Below are 21036 nucleotides of genomic sequence, written 5' to 3'. Positions count from 1 at the left end.
TTCCGATGAAACCTAGCCCATAGTGCCGGGCGCCAATACCGGAAATTCGGAGAAACCCCCAACCGCGTCAATGATTTGCCCTCGACCAGGCGTAATATACGATCCTCTATAACGAACAAGAGAGACCTGTATGTTTCGTAAGATTGTCGTCGGTGTGGCGTTGCTCGCGGGCGTCGTATCCGCTCAAAACTGCTTCGCGGACGAAGGCACCGTCAAAGTGCTCTACGCCGGCTCGCTCGTGAATTTGATGGAACACGGTGTCGGCCCCGCCTTCGAAAAGCAGACGGGCTTGCACTTTGAAGGCTATGCCGCCGGCTCGAAGAAGATCGCCAACGAACTCAAGGGCAAGCTGCGCCAGGGCGACGTGTTCATCAGCGCGAGCCCCAAGGTCAACGATGCCCTGATGGGCGCCGCCAACGGCAATCAAGTGACCTGGTACGTGACGTTCGCCAAGTCGCCGCTGATGATCGGCTATAACCCGCAGAGCCGCTTCGCTCACGACTTCCAAACCAAGCGCTGGGATGAAGTGCTGGAAGAACCCGGCATCCATATCGGCCGCACCGATCCGAAGCTCGACCCGAAGGGGATGTTCACGCTCGAGTTGATGAAGAAGGCCGCTACGTTGTACGGCAAGCCCGACTTGGTCCAGAAGACGCTCGGCGACGAAGAGAACCCCGCACAAGTATTGCCTGAGGAAACGCTGGTCGGCCGTCTGCAATCGGGCCAGCTCGACGCCGGGTTCTTCTATTCGACGGAAACGTCCGATCTGAAGATTCCCGCCGTGGCCCCCGCGCCGGAACTCAAGGCTCAGGCCAATTACACGCTGACGGTGCTCTCCGACGCTCCGAATGCCGCGGGCGCGGCGAAGTTCGTCGACTTCCTGCTCAGCGCGCAGGGGCGCGACCTGCTGAAGGCTCACGGTGTCGACGTGGTCAAAACCACGGTCAGCGGCGATGCGCAAGCCGTCCCGACCGTACTGAAGACGGCGGTTGAATCGAAGCAATGAAGCGAAGTGTTGCACGGCCCCTGTTGCCGCTCGCCGTCCTGCTCGCGATCTATTTATGCCTGCCGTTCATCGCGAGCGTGCCGCAAATCTCGCACGTGAACTGGGCGAACGTCGATTGGCGTTCGACTTGGTCGGCGGTAGGCGTTTCCGTCGCGAGCGCGAGCACGGCTGCGCTGATCATCTTGATCGCGGGGGTACCGCTCGGCTATTGGCTCGCACGTTCGTCGTCGCGAGCCATGGCCGTGCTCGGTTTCGTCGTGCAATTGCCGCTCGCCTTACCCCCGCTGACCAGCGGGATATTGCTATTGTTTCTGGTCGGTCCGTATAGCGCGATCGGGCACGCCTTGAACGGCGCGCTGACGGACTCGTTCGCCGGCATCGTCGTGGCCGAGACGTTCGTTGCCGCGCCATTCCTGATCGTTGCGGCCCGATCTGCATTCTCGGCCGTCGATCCCGTCTTCGAAGACGTGGCCGCGACGCTCGGCCATCATGCGATGAGCCGGTTCATGCGCGTCGTGCTGCCGGCGGCATGGCCGGGGATTCGCGCCGGGCTCGCGCTCACTTGGCTTCGGGCGTTCGGCGAATTTGGCGCCACGGTGATGGTTGCCTATCACCCGTATTCGCTGCCGGTCTATACGTACGTCCTTTTCGGCGGGCAGGGCCTGCCCGCCATGATGCCGCTGCTGCTGCCCACACTGGCCATTGCGATTGCCTGCGCGGTGTTCTCGGCCTATAGCCCGCGCGCACGATACCGCGGCGCCGACGAGCGCATCGAAAATGGCGCGGAACCCGTGCTCGCGCCGGTGCCGCTTGGAAAGCAGGCGAAGGACAATCCGCGTCTTTCCGTCGATTTGAAGAAGCAGCTCGGGACATTCCACCTGGACGTACAGTGGGCGCCGTCAACGCGGCGGCTCGCGATCATCGGCCCTTCGGGGTCCGGCAAATCGCTGGCGTTAAAGCTGATCGCAGGACTCGAACATAACGATGCCGGTAGCGTGACACTCGGCCAACGAGACCTCGGCAGCTTAGAGCCCGAGCATCGGCAAATCGGATACATGCCGCAGGACTACGGGCTGTTTCCCCATATGACCGTGTCGCAGCAACTCGCGTTTCCGATCGATGCCGATGCCGCGAGCGCGCGGTATTGGACCGATCATCTGGGGCTCGGCGCATTGCTCAATCGCTTGCCGCATCAACTCTCCTTCGGTCAACGGCAGCGTGTCGCGCTCGCTCGTGCGCTGACGCGGCACAGTCATTTGCTGCTGTTCGACGAGCCGTTTTCCGCGCTCGATACGCCGCGCCGCCGTCAGCTTCGCCAATCGCTGCGTGAACTGCAACGCGAGATTTCCGCCGTGACGATTCTAGTCACGCACGATCCGGACGAAGCGGCGCTGCTGGCCGACGAACTGCTCGTCATCGATCAAGGCCGCGTGCTTCAGGCGGGGCCGACCGAGCGGGTGTTCGCTCAGCCCGCGAGCCTGCGCGTGTCCGAGTTGCTTGGCCTTCGCAATATCGGAGCGGGGACGATGCATGCCTCCGGCTTGGTCGAGGTGTATGACGGCTTGATGCTCGAGACAGCGAATCGAACGATCGATGCGGGCGCGAATGTGATGTGGCGAATCGCTTCGCGAGCGATTCGGCCCGGCGCCGGACCCAACTCGTTCAAAGCCAAGGTCCACTCGATCGAATTGCGCAACGGCGAGCGTTATGCCTGCATCAAAACGGCGGACGGACAATTCGACGTGTCGATCGGTGAGATGCCGCTGCGCGAGGACCAAGTCGAAACGTTTATCGTCGATCCTGCGGGGGTGTCGGTGTGGAGTTGCGAGCCCAAACAGGGCGAGGATCGAGCGCCGGCTGTAGCCACTCAGTGCGGATCCTATTCGCCTTCTTGAGCAGGCCACCGAATCCCGGCGGCGGCCTCCCGACCGCACAACAAAAAAACCGCCCGAAGGCGGTTTTTTTGAAAGCTCTTTGTTTCCACAGTAAAGCTGAGGAGCCGAAGCCGCGTCAGCGCCGCAGGGACCGGTACTGCTCCAGCACTCCCTACCAGCTACGGTATTAGCCGATCGCCAGGGATGATCAACATGACTCGCCGGACAGCTCCACCGCTGCGACTTCGGCATTGAACTCCATGCGATCGTTCCAATCCGGCAGACCCGGGTCAGCCATGGGCAACGCCTACTGGCGGGCGCGAGCGAGCGACGCGGAGCACGGGTACGCTCGCAAGGACATCGAGAACGTGAATCGAGATGGCTACGACGAACTGCCTTCACGAGGTTTCCGCTATTGCGACTCGCGCGGCATGGCCGCAGTTGAGATCAATTTGAGCGGTGCGTTCTATCAGCACGAACCGCCGTGTCGCGCCATGAAACAATGGATCGTCACATTCTGAAGCAACCTCAACGACGTCGCGGTTGCGCGCCGCCCGCACAGACCTAGCGCCCACGCACGTCCAGCCTGATTCCGCTCGCTTGGCATACAAGTTGCGTTTGTCGCGCCGCATTGATTTAGAACGATATCAGCGGAGAGACATCTGTGACCTCGATGGAATTGCCCCCTCAGAAGCAGCGAAGCTTCGAACCGACGGCCGAAGCACAAAGCGGCGCGAACATCTCCGGCATGGCGGCTTATCGTGAGTTGGCCTCGCAGGCCGAACGCGATTACGAAGGCTTCTGGGCCGGGCTCGCACGCGAAGCGCTCGAATGGCGCAAGCCGTTCGGCAAGGTGCTCGACGAGTCCAACGCACCGTTCTATAAGTGGTTCGAAGACGGCGAGCTGAACGCGTCGTACAACTGCCTCGATCGCCATGTCGCCGCCGGCCATGGCGATCGCGTAGCCATTGTCTTCGAAGCTGACGACGGCACGGTCACACGCGTCACCTACGCACAGATGCTCTCGCGCGTTTCGCGCCTGGCCAACGCGCTCAAGCGGCGCGGCATCCAGCGCGGCGATCGCGTCGTCATCTACATGCCCATGTCGATCGAAGGCATCGCAGCCATGCAAGCCTGCGCGCGCATCGGCGCCACGCATTCGGTCGTCTTCGGCGGGTTCTCGGCGAAGTCGCTTCATGAGCGCATCGTCGACGTCGGCGCCGTGGCCGTCATCACCGCGGACGAACAAGTGCGCGGCGGCAAAACGCTACCGCTCAAACAGATCGCCGATGACGCCCTCGCCATGGGCGGCTGCGACGCCGTCAAGACGACGATCGTCTACCGCCGCACGGGCGGCTACGTCGCATGGCGCGAAAGCCGCGATTGCTGGCTGCACGAAATCGTCGAAAACGAGCCCGACGTTTGCGAGCCCGAATGGGTCGGCGCCGAGCATCCGCTGTTCATCCTTTACACATCCGGCTCCACCGGCAAACCCAAGGGCGTTCAGCACAGCACCGCCGGCTATCTGCTCTGGGCCGCGCAGACGATGAAGTGGACGTTCGACTGGAAGCGCGAGGACGTCTTCTGGTGCACGGCCGACATCGGCTGGATCACGGGCCACACGTATATCGCCTACGGCCCGCTCGCATTGGGCGCGACCCAGGTCGTGTTCGAGGGCGTGCCCACCTATCCGAACGCCGGACGCTTCTGGAAGATGATCGGCGATCATCGGGTGTCGTTGTTCTATACGGCCCCGACCGCGATCCGGTCGCTGATCAAAGCCGCCGAAGCCGACGCGAACGTGCATCCCGCGCGCCACGATCTCTCGAGCCTGCGCATCATCGGCACCGTCGGCGAGCCGATCAATCCCGAAGCTTGGATGTGGTATCACCGGCACGTCGGCGGCGAGCGCTGCCCCGTCGTCGACACCTGGTGGCAAACCGAGACCGGCGGCCACATGATCGCACCGATGCCGGGCGCCACGCCGACCGTGCCCGGATCGTGCACGTTGCCGTTGCCCGGCATCATGGCGGCCGTCGTCGACGAAACGGGACAGGACGTGCCCGACGGACAAGGCGGCATCCTCGTCGTGAAGCGCCCGTGGCCCTCGATGATACGCACGGTCTGGGGCGACCCGGAACGCTTCGTGAAAAGCTACTACCCGCAAGAGCTCGGCGGTGCGCTGTACCTCGCCGGCGACGGCGCGGTGCGCGACAAGGACACGGCCTACTTCACGATCACAGGCCGGATCGACGACGTACTCAACGTGTCGGGCCACCGGCTCGGGACGATGGAGATCGAATCGGCCCTCGTCGCGCACGAACTTGTAGCGGAGGCCGCGGTGGTCGGACGGCCCGACGAGACGACGGGCGAAGCCGTCGTGGCGTTCGTCGTGCTCAAGCGCGCGCGACCGCAAGGGGAAGAAGCCGAGCAGCTCGCCAAGGCGCTGCGAGACTGGGTCGGCAAGGAGATCGGGCCGATCGCGAAGCCGAAGGAAATCCGGTTCGGCGACAACCTGCCGAAGACACGCTCGGGCAAGATCATGCGGCGCTTGCTGCGCTCGCTCGCGAAGGGCGAGGCGATCACGCAGGACACCTCCACGCTCGAAAACCCCGACATCCTCAACCAATTGGGTCAAGCGCGATAACGCCGCGCCACCGACGCTGCCGGCGCGCCTAGCGCGTCGGTGCGCGCCCCATGCCGTCATACGGCACGGCCTCCCTCGTGCCGGAAATGGTCGGATTCGTCCGATTAATTAGCACTCCTATCCAATCAATAGGATTAGTCGTTCATTAAAGCCAAATCAACACCCACGGAGGTAGACGATGAGTAGCAAAAAAATGGTCTTGTCAGTAGCCTTGCTCGGCGCGGTTGCGAGCGCCCCGAGCTTCGCCCAGAGCAGCGTCACGCTCTATGGCGATCTCGACGCCGGGCTGCTGTACACGAACCGCACACCGGGTGCGAATGCCGGACAGAACGCGGGGCATCAGTTCTCGTTCATGGATACGGGCTTGACCCCGACGGTGTTCGGGCTGAAGGGCAGCGAGGATCTGGGCGGCGGCTTGAAGGCCAATTTCCAGCTCGAGAGCGGCATTAGCATCGCGAACGGCGCACTGAGCCATTCGAACGGCAACTACTTCGGCCGGCAAGCCTGGGTCGCGCTCGATGGCGGCTTCGGCGAAGCGAAGCTCGGCTTGCAGTTCTCGCCTTTCTTCCTGGCAATCGACGGCTCCGATCCGCGCAATCTGGCCCACTTCGGCAGCGGCATCGTCAGCTACGTCGATAACGTGCTCGCCACGGGCCTGTTCAATTCGAACGCGATCTCGTACACGAGCCCGACCATCGCCGGGCTCACCGGCAGCGCCATGCTCGCGCTCGGCGGCCAGGCGGGCAATTTCCAAGCGGGACGTCAGTACTCGGGCAGCCTGACCTATCAGAACGGCGGCCTGATGATCAACGCGGCGCTCTACGACGGCAACAGCGGCGGCACGGCCATCACGCCGCTGTCTAGCACCGTCGCGTTCGTGGGCCGCACGGTCGGGGTCGGTTATACGTTCGGCGCGCTGACGGGCAAGGCTTCGTTCACGAGCTACAAAGTGGCGGGATCGTTCAGCAACAACGTCTATAGCGGCGGGCTGGACTATCAGTTGAATCCGGCGCTCGATCTGAACGGCGGCGTCTGGTTCACCAGTGATCGGAACAACACGGCGAACCATTCGGTGATGGGCGCGGTCGGCACCGTCTACAGCCTCTCGAAGCGGACCCAGCTCTACGGGCAGGTGGCCATGGTCAACAATCATGGCGCGATGAACTCGGGCTTCGGTCTCAGCGACAACACGGTGTTCGGGCTGCCTGGCACGACCGTCGGCGTCGATGTCGGCGTGCGGCACGCGTTTTAAAGCGTCCTGACCGGACCAAGCTCCGTCAATGCAGTAGACGCAAAAAAGCTCGAGCACCGATTGCTTCCGCGGTGCTCGAGCAAATGCCGCCGATAAGGCGGCAACGAGTCGATCGAAATCGGTATCAGAAGAACCCAAGCGCCTCGGCTTGATAGCTGACGAGCAGACACTTCGTTTGCTGATAGTTCTCGAGTGCCTTCTTATGCGTTTCCCGGCCGATGCCCGACTGCTTGTAGCCGCCGAACGCGGCGTGCGCGGGATACAGGTGATAGCAGTTCGTCCAGACACGGCCCGCCTCGATCTCGCGGCCCATGCGATAAGCGCGCGTACCGTTGCGCGTCCAAACGCCGGCGCCGAGGCCATAGAACGTGTCGTTGGCCAATTCGATCGCTTCCGCTTCGTCCTTGAACGTCATCACCGACGCCACGGGCCCGAAGATTTCCTCTTGGAACACGCGCATCTTGTTGTTGCCGAGCAGCATCGTCGGCTGAACGTAGAAGCCGTCGCCGAGATCGGACAGCGGCGCCGTGCGCGCACCGCCGGTCAGGCACTGCGCGCCTTCGCCGCGGCCGATATCGATGTACGAGAGGATCTTGTCGAGCTGCTGCTGCGAAGCCTGCGCGCCGATCATCGTCTGCAGATCGAGCGGATGGCCGGCCTTGATCTTGCCGACGCGTTCGATCGCCTTCTCGATGAAGCGCCCATAGATCGATTCCTGAATCAGAATGCGCGACGGACACGTACACACTTCGCCCTGATTCAGCGCAAACATCGCCAAGCCTTCGAGCGCCTTGTCGAAGTAGGCATCGTCGTGGTCCATCACATCGGCGAAGAAGATGTTCGGGCTCTTGCCGCCCAGCTCGACCGTGCTCGGAATCAGGTTGTCGGCCGCCGCGTGCAGAATGCGCTTGCCGATCGGCGTCGACCCCGTGAAGGCGATCTTCGCGATCCGCTTGCTCGTGGCAAGGGCCTCGCCGGCTTCCTTGCCGAAACCGCTGACGATGTTGATGACGCCGGCGGGGAACAGATCGCCGATGATTTCCATGAGGACCATCACGGAAGCAGGCGTCTGCTCGGCCGGCTTCATGACGACGCAGCAGCCGGCCGCGAGCGCGGGGGCAAGCTTCCAGGCGGCCATCAGGAGGGGGAAATTCCACGGGATGATCTGGCCGACGACACCCATCGGCTCGTGGAAATGGTAAGCCACCGTGTTGTCGTCGATCTCCGAAATCGCGCCTTCCTGCGCGCGGATGCAGCCGGCGAAATAACGGAAGTGATCGATGGCGAGCGGCAGGTCGGCGGCCATCGTCTCGCGCAGCGGCTTGCCGTTGTCGATCGTCTCGGCGACGGCGAGCAGCTTCAGGTTCTTCTCCATGCGGTCAGCCACGGCCAGGAGCAGATTGCCGCGCTCGGTGGTCGAGGTCTTGCCCCACTTGCGGCGCGCCGCATGCGCGGCATCGATCGCCAGTTCGATGTCTTCCGAACTCGAGCGCGGAACGCGGCAGAACGGCTTGCCGTTGATCGGCGAGACGTTCTCGAAATAATTCCCGCTGACCGGCGGCACCCATTTGCCGCCGATATAGTTGTCGTACTGCTTGCGGTACGGGAATTCAATGTCCAGGCCGAGTTGTTTCAGGTCAAACAGGTCCATCGCACGTCTCCTTTAGATTTCGATCGCGTTTTCTGAAAAACACATCACAGCGCCAAACGGCTGTCGGCTGCATTAGGCAACAAGCATGCCAAATTGAAATCGTTGAAATCCGGTGAACAGCGATATTTCCGCGGAATTTTAAGTGTTTCATTCCGGTACAACTATGATATGCAGTGCGTCCGGTGTTTCAATTTAAAACACCCCGCTTATTCACATTAGCTTTAACGCAGCGTGTACTCACTCCGCTTTGAAGACGAGCGGCACATGTACCCAGCCGTCAATCGCCTCCCCCGCGCGCCGTGCCGGAATGAAGCGCCATGCCGTCACCGCTTGCACGGCCGCATCGTCGAGCGATGCGTGTCCGCTCGATGTGATCACAGTGACTTGCTCCGCGCGGCCGTCGGCAAGGACACGCACTTTCAGCAGCACCGTTCCCTCCCACCTTCGTTGAAGCGCCATCGGCGGATAGTCCGGTGCGGGGTTATGCAGATAGGCGGCGTTGAAGATGGGTTCGGTCTGCGCTTCGGAGGCTACAACCGCCGATGCTTGATGCTCCGGGATAGCCGATGACGACGCCGATGCGCTCGGCGGCTGTTTCGCCACGGACGAACTCGAGTGCGAGGACGCCGCGCTTTGCGATGGGGGCTCCGCGAGCGAAGCGGATGAAGCCGGCGAAAGCGCATTGCTTACACGCGGCAACGACTCCTTGTGGACCGATTCGGGTTGCCTCGGCCTTGGCCTCGATGTGCGCGCAACGTCGGCATCGGAGCGGCTAACCTCGTGCGCCGCGCCTTCTCGACGATGAGCCGGTCGCTCATTGCTTTTGCTTGGCGGCGTCTTCGGCGCTGGGGTTGCAGCCGCTGCGGGGCGAACCGTTGCCGCCGCGGAAGGCGCGGCTCGAATCGCGGCCACGAAGCGGATCGACACGGGCGCGGCCGATGACACGGCAACCGCATGCGATTCGACACCTTGCCGATAGAGATGCAAAGCCGCGAAGCCGTGGAGGGCGAGCACGACCGCGGCGATCGCGCCGAGCCGTCGGCGCTCACCTCGATCGAATGCACGATGCGTTTGCGTCATCATTGCGCGAATCCCATTCACCGCCAACGCCCATCGGTCCCCGCCTCAACCCGCCCTTCCCGCGTCAATGCCCGTTCACACTGACGTAATCCTTCAGGCCCGCGAAGCCGGGCGCACCGCGAAGCCGCTCGATCGCCATCACTTCGATCTGGCGCACGCGCTCGGCCGATAGATTCAGTTGCTTGCCGACTTCGCGCAGCGAATATTCGTCCGCGACGCCGATCCCGAAGCGCAGCCGCAGCACGTTCGCTTCGCGCGTCGGCAATTGGTCGATGGCGGCCAGCACCGCGCGCCGCATATGCCGCGCCATCGTGACTTCCTCGGGCGTCGGCATGTCGTCGTCGGCGACGAACTCGCCAACCGTCACGTCGCTTCCCGGCGCCGCGAGCGTTTCCATGGAAACGGGATCGCGGACGATGTTCGTCAAGTCGCGAAGCTTATCGAGCGGCATGCCCATCTTTTTCGCGAGCATCGCATGCGTGGGCCGGCCGCCCGAGCGATGCACATGATCGAGCGTGATGCGGCTGAGCTTGCTCAGAGAATCGGCCGTATGCACGGGCACCCGTATCATCCGTCCTTGATCGCCGAGCGCATGCAGCACCGCCTGGCGTATCCACCAGGTCGCATAGGTGGCGAACTTGAAGCCGCGCCGGTGATCGTATCGCTCGATGGCCTTTACCAGGCCGATGTTGCCTTCCTGCACGAGATCGGCAAGCGGCAGCCCGCGCTCGGTATAGCGCCTGGCGATCGAAACGACGAGGCGCAGGTTGCCCTTGAGCAAACGCACCCGCGCACCCGCCGCGCCGCGATCGATGACTTGAAGGCGGACAAGGAGACGACGGGCGAGCGCCGGCGGCAGCGCGAACGCATAGCCGCCGCCATCGTGCGGCCGCTCGGCGTCCTGCGCGTGCGTGCCGCCTCGCCGCAAAGCGAGCGACTGCGTCAAGCGCTCGATCGTGCGCGCGGTGAAACGGAGCGTCGCCAGTCTCGCGCGCAGTTTGCGACGCGCCCGGCGATACGACGCGCAGCCGTAGCCCTCGTGCCGCATCGCTTCGCGTAGCGCCGAAGCGGCTTCGTCGATGCGAGTCAGTTGCGCGACGATTGCCGCCTGCCGCTCGGGCGAGTCCTCCTGCTCGATGACGCTGCCCGATGCCATCCCGTCACGCAGCCCCGCGTCGCCTTCCTCTTGACTGAGGCCGACGACATAGCTGCCTATCGCCGCCTTGCCCTCGACGATCTCCTGCTTGATCGACGCGAGCTCATCCAGCGCCGCCGGATATGCCGCGAACTGCATCATGCTCGCGACGCGCGCCGCGTCGATCCGTCGCGCGAAGTCGAGCTCCTCCTCGCGCGTGAGAAGCGGCGTCGCGGCCATGTCCCGCAGATAGAGCGAGACCGAATCGTTCGGCGCCGAGCGACGGGTTCGCGGCTCGTTTGCCAAGATGCTCATCGATCACGCGCTCACTTCGCCGCGTGGGCCACGCCGAGCGGGCCGGCGTTGAGCAACGTCGTCGAGCCGCGCGCGCTGTCGGCCGTCATTTTGGCTTTGCCGGGGCCGTAGCCGTTCGCGCTCAGCAGATACGCCATGATGTCGGCGTACTCGTCGTCCTTGAGCTTGCCGGGGCGATCGGCCGGCATGTTGGTCGACATGTAGGTGTAGATGCCGCCGATCGTCAGGTGCGAGCCGCTTGCGGGCGCGAACGCCGGTCCGCTCAGCGCGGGGGCCGTGATGCCCTGCATGTTCGCGCCATGACACTTCGCGCAGTTGCTGCCGTACAGGCTCTTGCCGTGCGCGATTTGCGCGTTGTCGAACGACGGAGCGCCCGCAGCGGGCGCCGCGGCGTCCGAGATCTTGACGATGTGCCCTGCGTTTCGCGCCGAGTACGCTGCATCGCGCAACATGCCGCGGCTCGCCGCGGCGACGGGGCCGTCCATATAGGCGAATCGAGCTGGCGCGGCCTGCGCGGCCTGCGCGGCTTGGATTGACGCCGGCAATGCCCACGCGTGCGTGAGCGTGTCGAGTCGTCCATCGGCCACCATGGCGCCCAGTGCCCGGTCGACCTTTTTCTGCAACGCCTTTGCATCCTGGCTGAAAGCAAAGGAGAGCTGCCAGTTGGAATAAGGCGAGCGCGTCTTGCGGACATCGAACTGCTGTCCCTCATGCGCTTGCTGGTAGGCGACCACGGCCGGATACCAGACGATCGCGCGTGTCGCACGGCCGCTTGCGACGGCCTGGATGGTGAGATCGGGCGTATTCTCGAGATCGAAGCGCACATGCTGTTCTTGCACTGCGATCAATTGCGAAGGGCTGCCGTAAGTCGCGGCGACGACGTCCGGCCCGGCACCCTCGTGCGTTTTCGTGCTTGCCTCGACGCTGACATAGTCCGTGCGCAGATAGCCGCGGGAAAACCGCATCGCGCCGCTCGCGGCATCGGCAACGGACGAACGCGGAAAGCCTGCGAGGACGTCGCAGCCGTGGCCGAGCGTCCGGCGCAACGCCTTCAACGAGACGCCGTCGTCATCGTCGCCGCCGGGGATGCCATCCGCGACGAACGTCGCGGCGATACCGGCCGTCTTGAACGCTTCCTGGGCGACGACCTTGTCGAGCGCGGCCGAGGGGCTGCCGGGAAACGTGCAGATGTGGATCGGCTCGGCGGCCAAGGCCGACGACGCAGTGGCCAGACCGGCGACGGTCGCCGCGACCGCCGCAAACTGATGAAGGTGCGTTTTCATAATCGTGCTTTCGATGAGTGCCGCGTCGTGTCACGGCCGCCGCGCCGCGCGGGCGGCCGTGACACAGGCTCGGAGATGAGGCTACCGAATGAAGCTAACTAACTAAGGGTGCAACTAAGGCTGCGTGAATCAGCCGTGATGCAGCGCGAACACATAGAGCGTGCCGCCGCGCGGTACCTTGTCGGCGATCTTCGCCATCGGGCCGCCCCAGATCGGGTTCGCGCCGCCGTAGCCGGCCAGCACCGCGACGTACTCTTGCCCGTTCGCTTCGAACACGGAAGGCTGCGCGACGATGCCGCTCGCCAGCTTCGGGCTCTGCCAGAGCACCTTGCCCGTCTCTTCGTCGAACGCGTAGAGGTGACCGTCGAGCGAGCCGCTGAACGCCAGGCCGCCGGCCGTGCTCGCGACGCCGCCGTTCCACGGCATCTTGGTCCAGTGGCTCCAGACCTTCTTGCCCGTGTTCACGTCGATCGCCTGCAACTCGCCATAGCCCTTGCTGCCGGGTTCGGGCTGGATCTCGAAGCCTTCGCCGAGGTACGGCAGACCTTCCATGTAGCTCACCGACTTGCCCGAGAGGCTCATGCACGCATGCAGCGTCGGCACGAATGCCAGATGCTTGGCCGCGTCGTACGAGATGGACCACCAGTTCTTGCCGCCGAGGAAGCTCGGGCACGTGTTGATCGTCGTGCCCGCGTTGGGATACTTCGATTGATCCTCGATCGGATCGCCTTCGGCCGTATAACCGGTGACGGACATCGCCTTCACGAACGGATGCGCGTAGATGAGCTTGCCCGTCGTGCGGTCGATCGCGTGGAAGAAGCCATTGCGGTCGGCGTGGATGATCGCGTCGTAGTCCTTGCCGTCGTATTTGACGTTCGCGAGGATCGGCGTATTCACGCCGTCGTAGTCCCACGTGTCGTTACGCGTGTACTGGTAGTGCCACTTGATGTCGCCCGTCTTCGGGTCGAGCGCGAGCAGCGAATCCGAATAGAGGTTGCTGCCCGGACGCAGCTTCGCGAGCCACGGCCCCGGGTTGCCGACACCCCAGAAGAGCGTCTTCGTGGCCGGATCGAACGTGCCCGTCAGCCACGATGCGCCGCCGCCATGTTCCTGCATCCCATCGGGCCAGGTGTCGCCGCCCTTCTCCTTGGGGCCCGGAATCGTCGTGCGCTTCCACAGCACATTGCCGTTGTCGGGATCGAGTGCCGCGATGAAGCCGCGTGCACCGTACTCGCCGCCCGAGTTGCCGACGACGATCGCGCCGTCGATCGCGAGCGGGGCGAGCGAGAACGCATAGCCCAAGCCCGGATCGAACATCCGCTTCTTCCACGCGACGTTCCCCGATTGCGCATCGAGCGCGACGATCTCACCGTCGAGCATCGCGATATAGGCGTTCTTGCCGTAAAGCGCCACGCCGCGATTCACGACGTCGCAGCATGCGGTCTTGAACGCCTCCGGGCCGAGGTTCGGCTCGTACTTCCAGAGCGACTTGCCCGTGGTCGCATCGAATGCGTAGACGTTGTCCTTCGGCGTGCTGACGAACAGATAGTTGCCGTTGACGATCGGCGTTGCTTCGAAGCCCTGCTGCAGATCGGCCGGGAACTTGTAGCTCCAGGCGAGCGAGAGGTCCTTCACGTTCGACGTATCGATCTGCTTCGCCGGGGAATGCGACTGCCCGTCGTAGGTGCGGTAGTAGGTGAGCCAGCCCGGATCGCTCTTCGCGTTCGCGAGCCGGTCGAAGGTGACCGCGGGGTAGTCGCCGGCGGCGTTCGAGAATTGCGGGGCGAAGCCGATGGCTGCGAGCGCGCATGCTGCGAGCGCCTTCTGCCAATTGGCCGAAGCGGAACTGCTATTCATGTGTGTCTCCTATATCGACCGGCTCTGGTGCCTTCGCGCCTGACGCCGGTCCCCTGCCAAGTGATCCAAAGGAGCGGGTGCCTTGGCGTCCACTCCGCTCTCGTGCAAAACACTCGATCAAGGTGGGCGCGTCGGAACCCGCTACGGTCCGATGCAAAGCTTGGTTCGTCGATTTATCGCGGCGCGGCTCGGTCGAGTGTGAGGACTCGACGATCGAGCCATGGCCGCGGTCGACGCTGAATGCAAAGGGTGTGCCATCGCAAGCGCGATACGGCGCGAAGCGCGCATGGCCGTCTTCCGATGATTTCCGCCGATGCCCCGCGACAATCGGTCTCGATTTGCCCTTCGAGACAGGTCGTCCAAAACTGAAACACGTTCGACAGTGCAGATGTCGCGAAACGAAACACTGTGTTCGCCGAGAGACCTCCGCATCGAGCCCAATCCCGCATCAAGCCGTATTCCTATGGGTAACCGGAAATGCGAGCGCCTTGAAGGACAAGCATTGGCATGGATCTCGCACTAAGGAGCGCAAAGCCAAAACGACGAGATCAAGGAACGGAGGAGGCTATGAGGCGGCTCAGGATGATGGTTGAGAAATGGCTGGCACCCACGCCCGCCACACCGGTGCGCGTCACCCGGATCACAAGCAGGGACGACAGCCGACAAGGCGTACGTGTGGAGGTCGATGGCCCCCGAGGCCCGATTTCACTGCACTTCTTCCGCCATAGCGACGGTGCCTGGCAGGTGTTCCCCCCGGAGCACGTCGGCTTGACGATGGGCGCTCATACGGCGGTCATCCGATGATGAGGCCGATCGATCAGCTTCACCGCAATCCGATGATTAGGAGTACCGATCATGTTCATCCGGGGCAACGACATAACCCACGCCCGCCGAGCCGGCGTACGCGCCTTGCGGGTTGCTTCGCCGCGAGCGCGCTTGCGGGGCTCGCGCCCTTCGCATCCGCGCAGACCGGTCCCGCGCGAGCGCTGCCTGTTGCTGCAGCCCCGAGCCCCGCGGCGTCGGATGGCGCAACCTATAGCGCGACGCTGCAGCCGGTCGTCGTAGTCGGCACGACGCCGCTCGTCGGCATCGGCTTGCCGCTCTCACAGGTGGCGGCCAACGTGCAGGTCGTCCATGGGCACGAACTCAGCGAGCAGCATCGCGAGACGCTGACCGACTACTTCGAGAAGAACCTGCCGAGTGTCGACGTCAACGACGCGCAAGGCAACCCGTACCAAATGAACATCAACTATCGAGGCTTCTCGGCCTCGCCGTTGCTCGGTACGCCCGAAGGGCTGTCGGTGTTCATGGATGGTGTGCGGATCAACGAGCCGTTCGGCGACGCCGTGAACTGGGACTTGATCCCGCAACAGGCCATCGACACGATCGAACTCGTCCCCGGCTCCAGCCCGACCTTCGGCTTGAACACGCTCGGCGGCGCGATTGCGATTTCGACGAAGAACGGCAAGGACGATCCGGGCGGAGACGTCGAAGTGACCGGCGGCTCGTGGGGCCGCAAGACCGTCGAAGTCGAGCAAGGCGGGACCATCGGGCACAACCTCGACTACTACGTGACCGGCAACGTGGCGAACGACAACGGCTGGGGCGAGAGCAATTCCAGCCGCGTGCGCCAAGGCTTCGGCAAGCTGCGTTATAGCGACGCCGATACGACGATCGCGTTGTCCGCGGGCGGCGCCGATAACGACCTGCAAGGCACGCAGACGATCCCGCGCTCGTTCCTCGACGATTTCCGGCAGGCGTACACGTTCCCGGATCAGAACTTGAACAGCGTCGGCTACACGACGCTCTCCGGCGAGCACTTCTTCAACGACCGCACGGAGTTGAGCGGCAACGTCTACTTCCGCCGCCTCGTCAGCAAAAACATCAGCAGCAACAACAACAACGACTACGGTTCCGTGCAGTCCGACGGCTCGATCGATACACTCCAAGGCAGCAATGTGGAATCGATGGTCGGCACCGATAGCTACGGCGCCAGCCTTCAATTGACCTTGCTCGGCCAGCTCGGCGGCATGAAAAACCAATTCGTGGCGGGCGTGGCGGTCGATTTCGCGAACTCGCACTACACCGAATCGGAGCAGGACGCCTATTTCCTGCCCTCGCGCGCGACCGTGGGCATCGGCGGCTACACCCAGCAGGTGAACGCCAAAACGCGCGATGCCAACCTCGCAGCCTATCTGCAAGACACGCTCTCGCTCACCAAGCAATGGACGTTGACGCTTTCGGGCCGCTACAACTGGGCGAAGTCTCAGATTGGAGACGAAAGCGGCACGCAGCCGCAACTCGACGGCAGCCACGTGTTCTCGCGCTTGAATCCGGCGATCGGCTTGAACTGGAACCCGACGCCTGGCTTCACGGCTTACGCGACCTACAACGAAGGCATGCGCACCCCGACGGCCATCGAACTGGAGTGCGCCGACCCTACCGCGCCGTGTTCGCTGCCGAACGACTTCGTAGCCGACCCAGCGCTGTCCCCAGTCATCTCCAAGACGATCGAAGCCGGCGCGCGCGGCCGGATCGGGAGCGCAACCACGTGGAGCGCCGCCGTCTACCGCACGACGCTCGATAACGACATCGAGTTCATCAGCTCGCCCACGGCGACGCAAGGGTTCTTCCAAAACGTCGGCAACACGCGCCGCCAAGGCTTCGAACTCTCGGGCCATACGCAACTCGGCAAACTCGGCGTGACGGCGAACTACAGCTACATCGACGCGACCTACCGGTCGAGCTGGACCGAAAGCAGCCCGAGCAACTCGAGCGCCGATGCCAACGGCAACATCACCGTTCAGCCCGGCAATCACCTCCCGGGGATTCCGGCGAACACCGTCAAGCTGCGGCTCGACTACGCGGCCACGCCGAAGTGGACGATCGGCACGAACGTGACCTACCGCGGCGACATCTATGCGCAGGGCGACGAAAACAATCAGGACGTGAACGGCAAGATCGCAGGCTACGTCCTGGTGGACTTCGATACCGCCTATCAGGTGACCAAGCGCTTGCGGGTGTTCGCCACCGTGACGAACGTGTTCGACAAGCGCTACGCGAGCTTCGGCGTGCTCGGCCAGAACTTCTTCAACGGTCCAGGCCATACGTTCGACGGTTCCGCCCCCGTCAGCGAACAATTCGTGGGACCGGGCGCGCCGAGAGGCGCATGGGTAGGCGTTCGATATGCGTGGAATTAGTCTGCCGAATCGGGTCTGCGGACGAATATCGGGGGTATCCCCTGATACTCGCTCGCGCGCTCGGGCGTCATCGTATTAGATCGATGCCTTCGAGACCACACATGGAATTTGACCGGAGGGTATCGCACTGCGGTTGCTAGCTGGCGCAATTTTTGCTCTTGTCGGAGTCAAAAGCGTGTGGGCTGCGTGCCGACGCACGATCAGGAGGAGACAATGCGCAACGTCGTTCATCGCCCCGCGCAACCCGTGGCCGGAGGCGAATCGGGCTGGCCCACGCCGTGCATTCAAAAGGCACACGAGCGTTCGGAGGGCTTCGGCCTCGTCACGAGCGTGCGCCCCGATTACGACGTCCTGCCCGCCTCCGAACTCGCACTGAAAGTCGAGCAGAACCGCATCCTCTGCGCGCACGCCATGCCGGTGATGGAGACGCTGCGCGAGCAGATCGTCAACACCGAAAGCATGGTCGTGCTGACGGACTCGCAAGGGCTCATCCTGCATTCGATCGGCGACGACGATTTCCTGGCCCGAGCCGAGAAGGTCGCGCTGCGCCCCGGCGCGCAATGGTCCGAGGACCGGCAAGGCACGAACGCGATCGGCACGGCGCTGGCCGAGCGCAGCCCCACCGTCGTCCATGGCGACCAGCATTTTCTGGCGGCGAATCACTTCCTCACTTGCTCGAGCGTGCCGATCCTCGACCCGTACGGCGACCTGATCGGGGTGCTCGACGTGACGGGCGACTACCGCAGCTACCATCAGCACACGATGGCGCTCGCGAAGATGTCCGTGCAGATGATCGAGAATCACCTGTTCGCCTCGACGTTCCGCGACACGCTGCAGATCGCCTTTCACAGCCGCCCCGAGTTTCTCGGCACGCTGATGGAAGGCATCGCCGCCTTCACCGGCGACGGACGCTTTCTATCGGCGAACCGCAGCGCCCAGTTCCAGCTCGGCATGCCGCTCGCCGCGCTGCGCGCACATACGCTCTCTTCGCTGTTCGGGATGACGAGCGCCGAACTTGTCGACCGCCTGCGCGCGAGCCGCGACTCGATTCTCTCGCTGAACCTGCACAACGGCGCCGTCGTCTGCGCGAGCATCACGTTCCGGCGCGCCCTGCTCGGGTCCGGCGGCTGGCAGACCGAAGCGCGCCGCGAAACGAGCACGCAAGGTCAGCCGTGCCCGGGACAGGCGGCGCGCAACAGCTTGCGCATGCTGCGCCTCGAGCAGCTCGATACGGGCGACCCGCAGGTCACGGCCGTGATTGCGAAGGTGCGCAAGGTGATTGGCAAGGACATCCCGCTCTTGATCACCGGCGAAACGGGCACGGGCAAAGAGCTGCTCGCGCAGGCCATCCACAACGAATCGCCGCGGCGCTCGGGGCCGTTCGTCGCCGTCAACTGCGCCTCGATTCCCGAGACGCTGATCGAATCGGAGCTGTTCGGCTACGAAGAAGGCGCCTTCACCGGCGCCCGGCGCAAGGGGGCCGTCGGCAAGATCGTGCAGGCCCACGGCGGCACGCTCTTTCTCGATGAAATCGGCGATATGCCCTACCCTCTGCAGGTGCGGCTGCTGCGCGTGCTGCAAGAGCGTGTCGTCAACCCGCTCGGATCGACGAAGACGATTCCCGTCGACATCGCCATCGTCTGCGCGACACACCGCGATCTGCGCGAGATGATCGCGCAGAACCGCTTCCGCGAGGATCTGTATTACCGCCTCAACGGGCTCATCGTGAAGCTGCCGCCGCTGCGCGAACGCAAGGATCTCGCGGTGGTCATCGGCAAGATGCTCGAACGCGAAGCACTGACGGGTGGCGACGGCCAATGTCTGACCGTCGCACCCGAAGTCATGGCGCTGTTCGAGCATTGCATGTGGCCCGGCAACTTCCGGCAACTCGGTAACTTGCTGCGCACCGCGGCCGCCATGGTCGACGAAGACGGCGAGATTCGCTGCGACCACCTGCCCGACGACTTCTTCGACGATCTGCGGAAAGGCGAATTGCAAGCGCAATCGGGGGGCGCTGCGGCCACGGCTACCGCCAACGGCGCAGGCGCTGAACCGCCCTCTTCTTCGACTTTGCCTCCGCCTTCGTCATCATCTTCGCAACAAGGCACGCGGCTGCAGGACGTCGCCGCGCAAGCGATCGCGGCAACGCTCGCGCAGTACGGCGGCAACGTCTCCGCCGCAGCGCGGGCGCTCGGCGTTTCGCGGGCTACGCTTTATCGCAAGATGCCTCATCTCGCGCCCGCGAAGCGCGACGAGCAGGACTGAGCTTCCCGCAGACCTCTACGATATTTTGCGCCCACCCCAAACGTGTTCGTGTCTCACTCGCTAGTGTCGCAAGTTGAGACAGGGTGTCGCCGATTGAAACACCCACTGTGACATGATTGCGACCGCAACGAGTCGCGCCGGGCCGCTTTGCCCCCACCGGCGGCCCATGTCAACCCGCACTCGCGACGCCCGCGACGTCACTCGCTCATCTTTTCGATGATGCAGCCCTTCGAAACCGGCCGCGTCGTCTCCGTCCGTCGCACCTCCCTGCATTGAACCGAAGCGCGCATCGCCACCGGCATAGCCTTTGCTTTAACGAAGCGGCCGCACACTAAACACCCGCGGTTACGCAGCTTCATCAACGTTCAATCAATCAAGGAGACAGCCATGCAATGGACCACGCCCGCCTATACCGATCTGCGCTTCGGTTTCGAAATCACGATGTATATCGCCAACCGCTAACGCGTAGGTGAGCGCGCCGCGCGTGAGGTTGACTCCCTTCACGCGCGGACGCCTCCGAGGGCATTGCCATGCTGATCAAGGTTCTCGGCTCCGGCGCAGGCGGTGGACTGCCGCAATGGAACTGCAATTGCGTGAACTGCTCGAGGGCACGCGCATTCACGGACGGACTCAAGCCTCGCACGCAATCGTCGATTGCGGTCAGCGAGGACGGCGAAGACTGGGTGCTCATCAACGCCTCCCCGGACTTGCTTGCACAGCTTCGCGCGCACCCCGAACTCCAGCCGGCCCGCTCGCTGCGCGACAGCGGCATCGCGGCCGTCATGCTTTGCGATGCACAGATCGATCACGTGACCGGGCTCCTGATGCTGCGCGAGCGCACGAGCCGGCTGCCGCTCTATGCCACGCAGCCGGTGCTCGACGATTTGTCGAGCGCCTTCCCGCTCATTCCGCTGCTCGGCCACTACTGCGGCGTCGAGCAACATCCGATCGCACCCGGCGCGTCGTTTCGCATCGATCCGTTGGCCCGGGTTCGCTTCACGCCGATCGCCATCGAAAGCGCTGCGCCGCCCTACTCGCCGCATCGCAACGCGCCCGTCCCCGGCGACAACATCGCGCTCCTGATCGAAAACGTCGAGACCGGAAAGCGTGTCTTCTACGCACCGGGGCTCGTGCATGCGTCGGACACGGTGATGGCGGCGATGCAGTCGGCTCAGCTCGTCCTCGTCGACGGGACGTTCTGGACCGACACCGAGATGATCGATCTCGGCCTGTCGACCAAACACGCGACCGACATGGGGCATCTCGCCCAATGCCCGGCGAACGACCGGCCCGGCATGCTCGCGCTGCTGGATACGCTGCCGAGCACCACCCGCAAAGTACTCATTCATATCAACAACACGAACCCGATTCTGGATCCGGCCTCCGACGCCCACGCAATTGTGTGCGGACACGGCATCGAGATCGCGGAAGACGGGATGGAACTACAGGTGAAGCCGTGAACGCCACGCCG

The 21036-nt window shown here is 63.7% G+C and carries 14 protein-coding genes; 9 read left to right on the top strand and 5 right to left on the bottom strand.

Going from position 1 to position 21036, the window contains the following annotated elements; genetic code table 11:
- Positions 1 to 130 precede the first annotated feature (130 nt).
- The 5 genes from DWV00_RS12845 to DWV00_RS12825 all read left to right on the top strand — a co-directional run bounded on the left by DWV00_RS12845 (position 131) and on the right by DWV00_RS12825 (position 6779).
- Positions 131 to 1006, top strand: coding sequence for an extracellular solute-binding protein (locus DWV00_RS12845; protein WP_115533975.1), 876 nt, complete (start codon positions 131 to 133; stop codon positions 1004 to 1006).
- Complete coding sequence (locus DWV00_RS12840; protein WP_115533974.1) at positions 1003 to 2901, top strand: ABC transporter ATP-binding protein/permease; 1899 nt, start codon at positions 1003 to 1005, stop codon at positions 2899 to 2901. Before DWV00_RS12845 ends, DWV00_RS12840 begins: the two co-directional genes overlap by 4 nt.
- 275 nt (positions 2902 to 3176) lie before the next feature.
- Positions 3177 to 3401 (top strand): hypothetical protein, encoded by a 225-nt coding sequence (locus DWV00_RS12835; protein ID WP_115533973.1) that lies wholly within the window; start codon positions 3177 to 3179, stop codon positions 3399 to 3401.
- 152 nt (positions 3402 to 3553) lie between these two features.
- Positions 3554 to 5527 carry an acetate--CoA ligase gene (gene acs, locus DWV00_RS12830; RefSeq protein WP_425452760.1) on the top strand — a complete coding sequence of 658 codons (1974 nt, stop codon included), beginning with the start codon at positions 3554 to 3556 and terminating at the stop codon, positions 5525 to 5527.
- A 178-nt stretch (positions 5528 to 5705) separates the two neighbouring features.
- Positions 5706 to 6779 (top strand): porin, encoded by a 1074-nt coding sequence (locus DWV00_RS12825; RefSeq protein WP_115533971.1) that lies wholly within the window; start codon positions 5706 to 5708, stop codon positions 6777 to 6779.
- Between the two features lie 124 nt (positions 6780 to 6903).
- Here DWV00_RS12825 and DWV00_RS12820 read toward each other — a convergent pair whose 3' ends face one another.
- From DWV00_RS12820 to DWV00_RS12800, 5 genes are all read right to left on the bottom strand, one after another.
- A complete protein-coding gene (locus tag DWV00_RS12820; protein WP_115533970.1) occupies positions 6904 to 8430 on the bottom strand; it encodes an aldehyde dehydrogenase family protein in 1527 nt (508 codons plus the stop codon).
- Between the two features lie 237 nt (positions 8431 to 8667).
- Positions 8668 to 9033 (bottom strand): energy transducer TonB, encoded by a 366-nt coding sequence (locus tag DWV00_RS34580; protein WP_245964856.1) that lies wholly within the window; start codon positions 9031 to 9033, stop codon positions 8668 to 8670.
- Positions 9034 to 9574: 541 nt separating this feature from the next.
- Complete coding sequence (locus DWV00_RS12810) at positions 9575 to 10960, bottom strand: RNA polymerase sigma factor RpoD/SigA (RefSeq protein WP_115533968.1); 1386 nt, start codon at positions 10958 to 10960, stop codon at positions 9575 to 9577.
- Positions 10961 to 10971: 11 nt separating this feature from the next.
- The gene (locus tag DWV00_RS12805) at positions 10972 to 12243 is read right to left on the bottom strand and encodes a c-type cytochrome (RefSeq protein ID WP_115533967.1); all 1272 of its coding nucleotides are present in this window, start codon (positions 12241 to 12243) and stop codon (positions 10972 to 10974) included.
- 129 nt (positions 12244 to 12372) lie between these two features.
- On the bottom strand, positions 12373 to 14100 hold the full coding sequence (locus tag DWV00_RS12800) for a methanol/ethanol family PQQ-dependent dehydrogenase (protein ID WP_115533966.1): 1728 nt from the start codon (positions 14098 to 14100) through the stop codon (positions 12373 to 12375).
- A gap of 836 nt (positions 14101 to 14936) precedes the next feature.
- Here DWV00_RS12800 and DWV00_RS12790 point away from each other — a divergent pair.
- The 4 genes from DWV00_RS12790 (at position 14937) to pqqB (ending at position 21025) form a co-directional block, all read left to right on the top strand.
- The gene (locus DWV00_RS12790) at positions 14937 to 17300 is read left to right on the top strand and encodes a TonB-dependent receptor (protein ID WP_115534300.1); all 2364 of its coding nucleotides are present in this window, start codon (positions 14937 to 14939) and stop codon (positions 17298 to 17300) included.
- A gap of 213 nt (positions 17301 to 17513) precedes the next feature.
- Positions 17514 to 19565 carry a sigma-54-dependent Fis family transcriptional regulator gene (locus DWV00_RS12785; RefSeq protein WP_115534299.1) on the top strand — a complete coding sequence of 684 codons (2052 nt, stop codon included), beginning with the start codon at positions 17514 to 17516 and terminating at the stop codon, positions 19563 to 19565.
- A gap of 387 nt (positions 19566 to 19952) precedes the next feature.
- Complete coding sequence (gene pqqA, locus DWV00_RS12780; RefSeq protein WP_006410019.1) at positions 19953 to 20027, top strand: pyrroloquinoline quinone precursor peptide PqqA; 75 nt, start codon at positions 19953 to 19955, stop codon at positions 20025 to 20027.
- 68 nt (positions 20028 to 20095) lie between these two features.
- A complete protein-coding gene (pqqB, locus tag DWV00_RS12775; RefSeq protein ID WP_115533964.1) occupies positions 20096 to 21025 on the top strand; it encodes a pyrroloquinoline quinone biosynthesis protein PqqB in 930 nt (309 codons plus the stop codon).
- The last annotated feature ends 11 nt before the right edge of the window (positions 21026 to 21036 follow it).

Origin of the sequence: Trinickia dinghuensis, from assembly GCF_003367175.1 — a bacterium.
Lineage (GTDB): Bacteria > Pseudomonadota > Gammaproteobacteria > Burkholderiales > Burkholderiaceae > Trinickia > Trinickia dinghuensis.
Note: the sequence above shows the minus strand (reverse complement) of the source record. Positions and strands in the feature narration are given on the sequence as shown.